The organism is Pseudogemmobacter sp. TB195 (genome assembly GCF_058313095.1).
Genome location: NZ_JBZEGG010000018.1, coordinates 20,669 through 32,745, shown reverse-complemented (window position 1 = coordinate 32,745; position 12,077 = coordinate 20,669). Strand labels below are relative to the sequence as shown.

Annotated in this window: 7 protein-coding genes; 5 read left to right on the top strand and 2 right to left on the bottom strand. The window is 63.7% G+C overall.

All coding sequences use genetic code 11. From position 1 onward, the window contains the following. Window positions 1–284: 284 nt before the first annotated feature. Window positions 285–482, top strand: a complete 198-nt coding sequence (locus AC4FS3_RS17920) for a hypothetical protein (RefSeq protein ID WP_198836724.1) — start codon at window positions 285–287, stop codon at window positions 480–482. Window positions 483–676: 194 nt separating this feature from the next. Here the strand turns inward: AC4FS3_RS17920 and AC4FS3_RS17915 are convergent, their stop codons facing one another. Together AC4FS3_RS17915 and AC4FS3_RS17910 are read right to left on the bottom strand one after the other, a co-directional pair. Beyond that, complete coding sequence (locus AC4FS3_RS17915; RefSeq protein ID WP_491021661.1) at window positions 677–4,225, bottom strand: translocation/assembly module TamB domain-containing protein; 3,549 nt, start codon at window positions 4,223–4,225, stop codon at window positions 677–679. Further along, the gene (locus tag AC4FS3_RS17910; protein ID WP_491021660.1) at window positions 4,225–6,045 is read right to left on the bottom strand and encodes an autotransporter assembly complex protein TamA; all 1,821 of its coding nucleotides are present in this window, start codon (window positions 6,043–6,045) and stop codon (window positions 4,225–4,227) included. Before AC4FS3_RS17910 ends, AC4FS3_RS17915 begins: the two co-directional genes overlap by 1 nt. A gap of 424 nt (window positions 6,046–6,469) precedes the next feature. On the opposite strand from AC4FS3_RS17910, the gene rimP reads away from it, so the two are divergent. From rimP to infB, 4 genes are read left to right on the top strand one after another with little or no spacing between them, the layout of a single operon-like run. Beyond that, window positions 6,470–7,087, top strand: coding sequence for a ribosome maturation factor RimP (gene rimP / locus AC4FS3_RS17905; RefSeq protein WP_198836726.1), 618 nt, complete (start codon window positions 6,470–6,472; stop codon window positions 7,085–7,087). Window positions 7,088–7,139: 52 nt separating this feature from the next. Beyond that, window positions 7,140–8,765 carry a transcription termination factor NusA gene (gene nusA, locus AC4FS3_RS17900; RefSeq protein WP_092895700.1) on the top strand — a complete coding sequence of 542 codons (1,626 nt, stop codon included), beginning with the start codon at window positions 7,140–7,142 and terminating at the stop codon, window positions 8,763–8,765. 24 nt (window positions 8,766–8,789) lie between these two features. After that, window positions 8,790–9,437, top strand: a complete 648-nt coding sequence (locus tag AC4FS3_RS17895) for an RNA-binding protein (RefSeq protein WP_198836727.1) — start codon at window positions 8,790–8,792, stop codon at window positions 9,435–9,437. 5 nt (window positions 9,438–9,442) lie between these two features. Next, a complete protein-coding gene (gene infB / locus AC4FS3_RS17890) occupies window positions 9,443–12,040 on the top strand; it encodes a translation initiation factor IF-2 (RefSeq protein WP_491021659.1) in 2,598 nt (865 codons plus the stop codon). The last annotated feature ends 37 nt before the right edge of the window (window positions 12,041–12,077 follow it).

Sequence of the window (12,077 nt, the reverse complement as noted above, 5' to 3'; positions counted from 1 at the left end):
GAAATACCCGCAATCCCAGGCGTGATTCCGCCGCTTTTGTTGACCAAACGCCACCGCCCTCCGGCCTGGCCACGCGACGATTGCCAGCGCCCCCTCAAATTCCGCGTTTTCGGCCTTAAAAAGCATCATTTTCAGGGTTAAGTCCGACAGGATTGGCGGATCTCTGCATCCGCAGGGCGAATTCATTGCACCGCTGCCACAGTTTCCGCTCAGCGCGTGAGATTAGCTTTTGTCCTGAGCAGAAAAATGCTATCCGAAAGGTGGAGTCGTTCTGGAGGTTTCCGATGAAGAAAGTCATGACTGCTGCAGTCGCACTGTCCCTCGTGGGCTCGGCTGCTTTCGCTGGTGGCCCGGTTGTCGTCGTTGACGACGTTGAACCGGTAGTTGTTACCGAGCGCACCTCGAGCACCGGTGGCGTTCTCGTCCCGCTGCTGATCGGTGCTGCGGTTCTCTGCGCCGTTGCTTGCGGCAGCGACAGCTGAGCCAACTGCGCATAACTCGCGCAGAAACTTAAAAGGGTCAGCCTTCGGGCTGGCTCTTTTTTTTGCCTCATCTCCTTCAGCTGTGCGGTATATCGCAGTGAGGCCGGACAGAAAAAGGGCCACCCGCCAGGGTGGCCCTTTTCCGTTTTCACTGGCCCGCCCGTGCTGGCCCCTCAGTGCTGGCCTGACTGGCCTCAGTAATCGCGCTCCATGAAGATACCGATGCCGCTGCTGCCATCGCTGTCGACCCTGCCCTTGACCGTGACACCGGGCTTCAGGCTTAGGTTGAGGTTGACCCGCGTATTGCCGGACTGATCAACGCCGACCTCGGTATAGACTTTCTCTGAGATATATTTCCCGGCGCTGACCGATGTATTCCCGTCCGCCGAGGTCGAGACATCCAGATCGTCAAAACCAAAGCCGCGCCGCAGTTTATTGACGATCCCCTCGCCACCGCGGCCCGCCAGCGTGGCCACCGCATTGGCCAGCTGCGCAGCCTGGAAGGCCGAGATCGTATCCAGCCCACGCCCGAACAGAAGCCAGGCAAGAACCTCTTCCTGTGGCTTCTCCGGGTCAGAGGAGAAGGTCACTTCCGGGTCATTGGCCGGGCCCGAGACCGTCACGGTGCTGGTCACCTCATCCGAAACGTTGCTCGCCTGGAAATTGATATAGGGCACGAGGCTGCCTTCCATCGTCAGCGACGCGACATCCAGCACAAGACGCTTGCCGAGGATGTCGAGACGCCCCCGGATCAGGTCGAAACTGCCGGCGGGGACGATATTGTTCAGCGTGCCGCCAACGCGCAGCTGCCCGCCGAGTTCGGCATCAAGCCCGCGTCCGCGCACGAAAATCCGGTTCGGTGCCTGGATCACCAGGTCCAGCGCCCAGGGCGGCATGCCAGAGCCGGCCTCTGCCGCAGCACCGCCCGGCGGTACGGCCCCCAGCCCTGCCCGGTCGCGGGTGGCCCGCACCGCGCTCGAATCCCCGACATGGCGGATCTTCTCCATATCGGCCGCGGAAGCAAAGCCGGTCGAGGGCACGCGCAACTCGGTCTCGCCGATCTGCACAGTGCCTGAAAGCCGCGCCGCGCCCATCAGCGGCCCGTTCAGCGCAAGCGCCGCATCAATGGTAGTGTCGTAAAGCTCGGCATCGCGCAAATGGACCCGGTCGGCCTGGATGGTCAGATCGGCGTTGAATGGCGCGGCCAGCGCCAGCGGTCCGTCGACCCGTATCCGCCCGCCCCGCGTCACATCAGTCGTCAGCGCAAGCCGCACCGTACCACCTGAGAGATCCGCCGTCGCCGCCATCCGCTCGAAAGAGATCCCCCGCGCCGGCACGGCCAGCTGGCCATTCGAGAGCGTCACCCGCCCGGCGGCATTCGTCACTCCCCAGCCGCCCTGAAGGCGAATGTCATAGCCCAGCCGCCCCGCCACGGTGATCGGATCGGTGAAGGGATTGGCCACCCCTGCCTCGCCGCTGCCGGTAACTGTCAGATCCGGCACCGGGCCGATACGCCCCGTAAGCCGCGCATCGATCCCCGCCGGGCCCTGGACCCGCAAATCGCTGTCGAAATCCGCGCCCCCCGCCGGGGTCAGCCGCCCCGAAAGCGTCACCGGCCCGGGGAATTCCGCGACCAGCAGCCCAAGATCGCTCAGCCGCCCCGAGACCCGCATCGCGCCCTGATCCCCCTCGCCCGTCACCTCGGCGGTGACATAGGGCGAGGTGAGGTTCAGCGCCCGCAGGATTGGCGCGCCGCCGACCAGAGCCACCGTCGCCCTGATATCCGAGCGCCCCGAGATCAGCCGGTCGACCTCGGCCTGGCCGATGCGCAGCCCCTGGCTTTCGCCGCTGAAACTTGCGGTTCCATTGGCCGCATCACCGGTGAACGTGCCGCTGACCTTCAGCCCGCCGCCATAATTCGCCCCGATATCGGCGAGGTTGCTCCAGTCGATATCGGCTTTGATATCAGCGCCCTGGCTGGTCAGCTTGCCGGAGCCGCTGACATTCAGTGATGCCGCCTGGGCCGAGAAGCTGCGCAGCGTGGTGCCCGTGGTATCGCGCAGAGCCGAGGCTGTGATGACCGAACGCCCCGCGAGCAGCCGGTCGGCCTCGGCAATGCCGGATTTCAGCCCCTGGCCCAGCACGTTCAGATCAAGATCAAACGCCCCGGTCAGCGGCGTCACCGTGCCTTTCAGCCCGACCTCGGCCACACCGGCAAGCGGGCGCCCGGCCAGCCCCGAAAAGCGCCCCAGATCCCCGGCTTTCACCACCATATCAAGCCTGGTCAAAAGCGCGTCGCCGATCCCGGCAATATCGAGCGTGCCGGTCAGCCCGTAATCACTGCCATTGAGGGTGATTTCCGGCAGGCTGAACGACTGGTCGCCCTGGCGCCATCTGAAGCTGGTGCGTCCGGTGGCCTTCGGGCCAATCGCCGTGATCAGCGCGGGATCAAGCCGCCCGATGCCTTCGGCGTCGAACATCAGCGTGCCTTCGATCCCCGGCTTGCCGTCCTGTCGGTCCAGCGTGCCGCCACCGATCACCCCGGCCCGGGCCAGCGAAAGGTCAGCACGGTCAAGCCCGGTCATGCTCAGCTGCATGGTCCAGCCGGAGCCCTGCGCCGCGTCGAATTGCAGCCCGAGCGCCGCATCCTGCACCCGTGTCGGCACCGGGCCAGAGATCGGCAGCAGCACAGCGGTGCCATCAGGGCTGGCCAGCGTGCCGGTCAGATTGATCAGAGACGGCATCCCCCCGGCATCAAGCTTCAGCTTGCCGTCAAGGTTCAGCGAACGCGCTTTCAGTGAGACCTCGCCCAGATCCAGCTCGCCACTGCTGAGGCTGGTGCCTGCCACATCAAGCGACAGGCTGTCGCCGAGGAATTCGGCATATTCCGGCAGGAACAGAGGCGCCGGATTGCCGGTCAGACGCGCCTCGAACCCGGTGCCCGCCTCGATGGTTTTCACCGTAACCGGCCCGGCCAGACGTTCCTCGCCATCGCTTTCCAGCCGGAAATCGGCGGCGAAATCGTCGAATGTGCCCTGACCTTTGACGCTCAGCCCGGCGGCGGGTTTGCCCGGAAGATCCAGCGCAGTCGCGACCAGACCGCCCGCGCCTTCGCGTGCATCCAGATCAAGCGCCAGCTGTTTCGTCTCGTTCGAATAGCTGCCTTTCAGCGCGATCTTCGCCTCGGGCCCGTCATCGGTACGTTCGATCAGTACATCGGCAGTACCGGCGCCGCCCGCAAGGTGCAGTTCCGCCGCCAGCGTTCCGGTAAGCTGCTGCCCGAGCACGCTTTCCCCAAGCACGATACTGTTGGCCTGGACCTTGCCGATATCAATCGAGACCGGCAGATCCGGCAGCGCGAAATCAAAGGTCCCCGCCTCGGGCGACACGGCATCCGGATCGCCCGCCGGAATACGGTCCAGCACGATCGAGGTGGCGGAAAGCTCGTTGACGATCACCTCGCCCGACAAAAGCGCGGTGCGGCTCCAGTCAAGGGCGGCATTGTCGATGGTCAGCCAGACGCCCTGATCATCGGCGATGGTCAGTTTCTGGATCGTCGCGCGCGAGGACAAGGCGCCGGCGAAACCGGTGATCGTCACCTTGCGCCCGGCCCCCGAAAGGCTGTCTTCCAGCATGGCGGTCAGCCAGCCGCGATCATCAGCGGCGCTGTCCTGCGCATGGATAGGGGCGCCCGGCAGCACGGTAAGCGCAACAACCGGGAGAATCAGAGGAATATAGCGCATCAGAATGCCTGCCCCAGACCGATGTAAATCTGCACGCCGTCCCCGGTCTTGCCGCTGACCGGAGCCGCCACGTCAAAGCGGATCGGGCCAAAGCCCGTCTCATAGCGTACACCAAGACCGGCGCCGGCATGGGATTCGCTGTCGCCATCGGCGCCGACATAGCCGGCATCCACGAAAGCCACGCCTCCCCAGCTTTCGCCAAACCGCGCGCGCAGCTCTATCGAGGCGGCGGCGAATTCGGTGCCGCCGATCAGATAGGTGCCGCCGGAGCCGTCCGGCGTGTCGATCCCGAGCGAGCGATAGGGCTGGCCGCGTACCGTACCGCCGCCGCCCGAGAAGAACAGATCATCGCGCGGCGTTTCCAGCAGGTCGCTGCCGACAATCGCACCGCCCTGGATCCGCGCCGCGATGGTGTATTTCTTATCGGCAAAGCTGCGATAGCCGCGCATATCGGCGGTCAGCCGCGCGCCCGAACCGGTGGTGCCAAGCCCGTAAAACGGCTTGGCGGTCGCATCGATATAAAAGCCCTTGCGCGCATCCGTGCTGCTGTCGCGGCGGTCCCAGGTCACGCCCAGCGGCAGCGCGAGATTGCGGTAGCGGAAATCGCCGGTCGGATCTGCGCCCTGCACATATTCGAAGGAAAGCCCGCCCCGGAACGTCACCTGTTCCGAGAAATATTGCGTGAAGGTCAGACCGAATTCGGCGTAATCGGCGTAGTAATCCACCTCATCAAGATGGCCGACCTTTGCCAGAAGCCCGGCCGTGGTGTCCGGGGTCAGCGTAGCCGGGCGATCGATGGTGACGCCCAGTTCGTAATCCACCCCGCTGTCGCCCGAGCCGATATTGCTGATCGCGCCCTCGACCTTGAGCCGCTCACCGCCGCCCAGCAGATTGCGATGCATCCAGTTGCCGGTCAGCGCGACCCCGTCGACCGAAGACAGCTCAGCCCCGATGGAATAGCGCCGCGTCTTCTGTTCCGTGACCGAGATCTCGATGGGCAGGAGACCGCCATTTTGCAGTGTCTCTCCCTCGGTCAGCGTCACAGCCGAGAAAACGCCTGACCGCCGAAGCCGGTTGGCGGCGCGGTCCAGCTCGGTCTGGCTGAATTTCTCGCCCTCGCGCAGGCCCGCGATTTTGAGGATGCGCTGCACCCGCATCCGTTCGGCGCCTTTGACGGTCACCGTGCCGAACCGCAGGGACGGGCCGGGCAGGATCCCGATCCGCGCCGAAAGTGTGTTATTGCGGTGATCGGCGGTAATATCCTCACGCTCGACCTTTGCTTTCGCATGGCTGCGCTCGCGCCATTGCAGGATCGAGGCCGAGACCGCCTCTTCAATCACCCCGGCGCGGGCGACCTCGCCGCGGGTGAATTCCTCGGGCAGGACCGTATCACTGGCCAGCGGGTCGATCACAGTATCGGAAAACTCGAAACGCGGGCCGGGATCGACCCAGACGCTGACCGCACCGACCGAAGAGGGCGCATCCAGCGGCGGGATATTCGCGGCTTCGCGCCCGTCGATGGTGATGCGGATCACCGCCGAATAATAGCCCTCGGCGTAAAGCGCGGCAAGGATGCGGCCGTAATCGGCCCGCGCGGCGGTAAACAGATCTTCGGCCTCGGTCTGTTTTTCAGAGACCTGCGCCACCAGAAGCGACGATTGCCGCAGGGTTCTGGTAAGGTCTTTATCCGCGCCCACCACGTCAAACGCGACCCCGTCCAGCGCCTGGCCGGGCTCCAGCGCGAAACAGGAAATGCCCCCCGCAATCAGCGTGACGCGCGCCAGCCGGCGCCCTGGGAGTCCTGGAAAAAAGCTACGCAAAACATCACCCTCCGCCAACCGGTCAAGTATCGCAAATTCCTGGCCAAGAGCAACCGGAGAACCACAGATTTAGCGTGTTGTGGCAGGCTTATCCCAAACTGTTCCCTCTGTTGCCCGGCGCAGCCGGCTGCCTGGCACACCGATTCGCGACCACCGCCCCGGTGCCGCGTCGCAGTCCTGACAGCTAAGGCCCTGGTTTTGCTGGCCGGAGCCTCCCTGACGCCGCCACCACCTGTGGCCGGACCACTGAGCGCTTGCATGAAAACGTCACTGGCCCTATATAAGGCTCCAACAGCTGCGCCGGGGTCCAAACCCGGGGCTACCGAAAAGATGAGCGGGCCGCTGAGCCCGCTTTTTTGTTTCGCGCCCCGCCCTGCCGTTACCGCACCAGACCCTTCGCCCGAAAGGCATATCCGAGCCCGCCATGTCCGACCTGATCGCAAAAACCGCCATTGACCGCCGCCTCGCCGAAATCGCCACTCCGGTGATCGAGGGGCTCGGCTATGAACTGGTGCGCATCCGTCTGATGGGCGGCCAGGGCAGGATCCAGCGCACCCTCCAGATCATGGCCGACAGACCCGAGGGCGGCATCGGCGTCGAAGACTGCTCGAAAATCTCGACTGCGGTATCGGCGGTTTTCGACGTCGAAGACCCGATCGAAGAGAATTATGTGCTCGAGGTCTCTTCGCCCGGCATCGACCGCCCGCTGACCCGGGAGAAGGATTTCGAAGCCTGGGCCGGCTGGGAAGCGCGGATCGAGACGACCGAGCTGATCGAAGGCCAGCGCCGCTTTAAGGGCGAGCTGAAAGGCGTCGAGGATGGCGAGATCCTGATCGAGATCGAACAGCACGGTCAGCTTGTGATCATCGGGCTGCAATTCGACTGGCTGGCGGATGCGAAACTGGTCCTGACGGATGAGCTGATCGCCGAGATGCTGCGCCAGCGCAAAGTCGCACTGCCCGAAGAGGGCGGTTTTGACGAGATCGAAGAAGTCGAAGGCGAAGAGGAAGACATTTCCGACACGCCCGAGACGAAACACTGACGCTACCGAATACTGACTTCCAGAACCTGACACGAGAGCGGGAGAGACCCAAATGGCGATTACCTCGGCCAACCAGCTTGAGCTTTTGCAGACCGCAGAGGCCGTTGCGCGCGAGAAGATGATTGACCCGGATCTGGTGATCCAGGCGATGGAAGACAGCCTCGCCCGTGCGGCGAAATCGCGTTACGGCGCCGATATGGACATCCGTGTCGCCATCGATCGCAAGACGGGCCGCGCAAGCTTCACCCGCGTGCGCACCGTGGTCGAGGATGATGCGGTTGAGAATTACCACGCCCAGCTGACTGTCAAACAGGCGAAAGACTACCTGAAAGACCCGGCCATCGGCGACGAGATCGTTGACGAAGTGCCTCCGGTCGATCTGGGCCGCATCGCCGCGCAATCGGCGAAACAGGTGATCCTGCAGCGCGTTCGCGAGGCCGAGCGTGATCGTCAGTTCGACGAATTCAAGGATCGCAAGGGCACCATCATCAACGGCGCCGTCAAACGCGAAGAATATGGCAATGTCATCGTCGATATCGGCCGTGGCGAGGGCATCCTGCGCCGCAACGAAAAGATCGGCCGCGAAGCCTATCGCATCGGCGACCGCATCCGTTGCTATATCAAAGACGTGCGCCGCGAAGTCCGTGGCCCGCAGGTCTTCTTGTCCAGGACCGACCCGCAATTCATGGCCGAGCTCTTCAAGATGGAAGTGCCGGAAATCTATGACGGCATCATCGAGATCAAGGCCGTCGCCCGTGACCCCGGCTCGCGCGCCAAGATCGCGGTGATCTCTTATGACAATTCCATCGATCCGGTCGGCGCCTGCGTCGGTATGCGCGGCAGCCGCGTCCAGGCCGTGGTGAACGAACTGCAAGGCGAGAAGATCGACATCATTCCGTGGAACCAGGACCAGGCGACCTTCCTCGTGAACGCGCTGCAACCGGCCCAGGTCTCCAAGGTCGTCTTCGACGATGAAGGCGGCAAGATCGAGGTCGTGGTTCCTGACGAGCAGCTCTCGCTTGCTATCGGCCGCCGCGGTCAGAACGTGCGTCTGGCCTCGCAGCTGACGGCTCTGGACATCGATATCCTGACCGAAGCCGAAGAATCGACCCGCCGCCAGGCCGAATTCGCCGCCCGCACCGCGCTCTTCATGGAGACGCTGGACGTGGACGAGATGATGGCGCAGCTCTTGGTGGCCGAAGGCTTCACCAATCTCGAAGAAGTCGCCTATGTCGACCAGGACGAGCTTTTGTCCATCGACGGCTTTGACGAAGGCACCGCAGACGAGTTGCAGGCCCGTGCCCGCGATTACCTGGAAGAGCAGGCGAAAAAGGCTCTGGAAGCCGCCCGCGCGATGGGTGTCGAGGAAAGCCTCATTGAATTCGAGGGCCTCACTCCCCAGATGCTGGAAGTGCTGGGTAAAGACGGCGTGAAGACGCTGGAAGATTTCGCAACCTGCGCCGACTGGGAACTGGCCGGCGGCTGGACCACGGAAAACGGCCAGCGCAAGAAGGACGACGGCCTGCTCGAGAAATTCGGCGTGTCGCTTGATGATGCACAGAACCTGGTCATGACCGCGCGCGTCATGCTGGGTTGGGTCGACCCGACCGAAATGATGCCGGCAGAGGCAGAAGAGACCGAAGAAGATGAAACCGGCGAAGAGGAGACCGGGGCCTGATCTCAGGCCTCGGGAGTTTCCGCGATGACGCGCGGTGGCCGGGATAAATCAAGGGACGAGCCGGAGCGCAAATGTATCGCTTCCGGCGAGACGGGGTCGAAAACCGGCCTCGTCCGTTTCGTCGTCGGACCTGACGGGCAAATCGTTCCGGATATTCTGGAACGCCTGCCCGGCCGGGGGATCTGGGTCTCGGCCGACCGGGATCTGGTGACGAAAGCCGCGAAGAAGGGGCTCTTCGCCCGGGCGGCGCGTGCCCCTGTGAAGGCTCCGGAAGACCTGGCAGATACGGTCCATGATCTGCTGACAAGACGGGTGATCGAACTGATCTCGCTGGCCCGCAAATCCGGCGATGCGGTCACCGGATATGAGAAGGTGAAAGAGTGGCTGGTGAAGGGGACCGCGCGTGTCCTGATCCAGGCAGAAGACGGATCGGAACGCGGCAAAAGCAAGCTGCGCCCCCCCGAAGGCAAAAACACCCTGATTTCCTGGCTTTCTGCCGGGGAATTGGGTTTGGCATTCGGTCGTGAACGTGCAATACACGCGGCGCTTGCCGCTGGTGGACTCAGTCCACGCATAGTAGAGGAAGCGGCAAGGCTCTCCGGCTTCAGGGCGCCATCGGGCGAACCGGACGCAGAGCATGTCGGCGGGATATCCGCCGGGAAGGATATGTAAGACGTATGAGCGATACTGACGGCAAAAAACCCCTCGGGCTTGGCGGTGGTGGCCCACGTTCCGGTTCGGTGAAGCAAAGCTTCTCGCACGGACGCACCCATGCGGTGGTCGTAGAGACCAAACGCAAGCGCGTTGTGGTGCCTGCCCAGGCAAAGCCCGGTACGGCTGCCGGCGGGGCCGGCGCGTCGCATCTGGGCGACCCGTCGAAACGGCCCGCAGGCATCTCTGATGCTGAAATGCAGCGCCGCCTCGACGCTCTGCGCAGTGCCAAAGCACGCGAGCAGGAAGATGCAGCCAGACGGGCTGCCGAGGAAAAAGAACGCGAAGAGGAACGCCAGCGCCGCCGCGAGGAAATCGAGGCGAAAGAGCGCGAGGATCGCCAGCGCGAGGCCGCTCTCCGGGCGAAAGCCGAAGAGGAAGAGCGCGTCAAGCGCGAGGCCGAGGAAGAGGCTAAGGCCAAAGCCGCAGCCCGCAAGGCTGATGTGCTTGGCACGCAGCGCCGTCAGCCCGCAGCCCCCGAAGCGCCGGCAAAGACCGCAGCCGAAGCCGATCCGGGCGTGCCCGCAGATCGCGGCGCCGGTCAGAGCCGTCCGCGCCCCGGTGCAACCGACGCCACCGGCCCGCGCCCGGCCACCACGCCGCGCAAGACCGAGCGCGAGCGTGAGAATCGCGACACCGATCGCGGCGCCGCACGTCGCGGCGAAGGCGACCGCCGTGCCGGCAAGCTGACACTCTCGGCTGCGACCAATGAAGAAGGCGGACGTCAGCGCAGCCTTGCTGCGATGAAGCGCAAGCAGGAAAAGGCCCGCCAGAAGGCAATGGGCTTCTCGAAGCCCGAGAAGCAGGCCCGCGATGTGCAGTTGCCTGAGACCATTGTGATCAGCGAACTGGCGAACCGGATGGCCGAACGTGCCGCCGATGTCGTCAAATCGCTGATGAAAATGGGCATGATGGTCACGATGAACCAATCCATTGATGCCGATACGGCTGAACTGGTGATCGGGGAATTCGGCCACCGTGCAGTCCGCGTCTCGGATGCTGACGTTGAACAGTCGATCGACACCGTTGTGGACAAAGCCGATGACCTGATCACCCGCTCGCCGGTTGTGACGATCATGGGCCATGTCGACCACGGTAAGACCTCGCTCCTGGACAGGATCCGCAAGGCCACCGTGGCCACGGGTGAAGCCGGCGGCATCACCCAGCATATCGGCGCCTATCAGGTGAAAGCCCCGAACGGCCAGCTGATCACCTTCCTCGACACGCCCGGCCACGCGGCCTTCACCTCGATGCGCGCCCGTGGCGCCCAGGTGACGGATATCGTGGTGCTGGTGGTCGCGGCGGATGACGCGGTTATGCCGCAGACGGTCGAGGCGATTTCCCACGCGAAAGCGGCGGGAGTCCCGATCATCGTGGCGATCAACAAGATCGACAAACCTTCGGCCAATCCGACCAAGGTGCGCACCGATCTTCTGCAGCACGAGATCGTCGTCGAGGCGATGTCGGGCGATGTGCAGGATGTCGAGGTCTCGGCCCATACCGGCCAGGGCATTGACGATCTGCTCGAAGCCATCGCGATCCAGGCCGAAGTGCTTGACCTGAAAGCCAACCCGAACCGGGCCGCCCGCGCGGCTGTGGTCGAGGCCAAGCTGGATGTCGGCCGCGGCCCGGTGGCGACGGTTCTCGTGCAGAACGGCACGCTGAAGAAGGGCGATATCTTCGTCGTCGGCGAGAAATGGGGTAAGGTCCGCGCGCTTGTGAATGACAAGGGCGAGACCGTGCTTGAAGCCGGTCCTTCGGTTCCGGTCGAGGTTCTTGGCCTTGATGGGACGCCTTCGGCTGGTGACACGCTTGACGTGGTGGCATCCGAGGCCCAGGCCCGTGAGATCGCCGATTACCGCGAGAAAGCGACCAAGGACAAACGTGCGGCTGCCGGTGCTGCAACCACGCTGGAACAGCTGATGGCGAAAGCCAAGGCTGACAAGGATGTGGCCGTGCTGCCGGTGATCGTGAAGGCAGACGTCCAGGGCTCGGCGGAAGCCATTGTCCAGGCGCTTGAAAAGGTTGGCAATGACGAGGTCCGGATCCGGATCCTGCATTACGGCGTCGGGGCTATCACCGATTCGGATGTGGGCCTGGCCGATGCTTCGGGCGCGCCGATCCTTGCCTTCAACGTGCGTCCCAATGCGACCGCCCGCGCTTCGGCGCAGCAAAAGAGCGTCGAGATCCGCTACTATTCGATCATCTATGATCTGCTGGATGATATGAAACAGGCGGCTTCGGGCATGCTCAAGGCCGAGATCCGCGAGCATTTCATCGGCTATGCGAAGATCCTCGAGGTCTTCCGCATCACCGGCACCGGCAATGTCGCAGGCTGTCTGGTCACCGAAGGCATTGCCCGCCGTTCGGCTGGCGTGCGTCTGCTGCGTGACAATGTGGTGATCCATGAAGGCACGCTGAAAACGCTGAAGCGCCACAAGGACGAGGTCAAAGAGGTCCAGTCCGGCACCGAATGCGGTATGGCGTTTGAACGCTACGAGGATATCCGTCAGGGCGACGTGATCGAGATCTTCGAACGCGAAGAGATCCAGCGCAGCCTCTGAGCGCCCGGCCTCAAAGCGTAGTAACTATGGAAAAGGC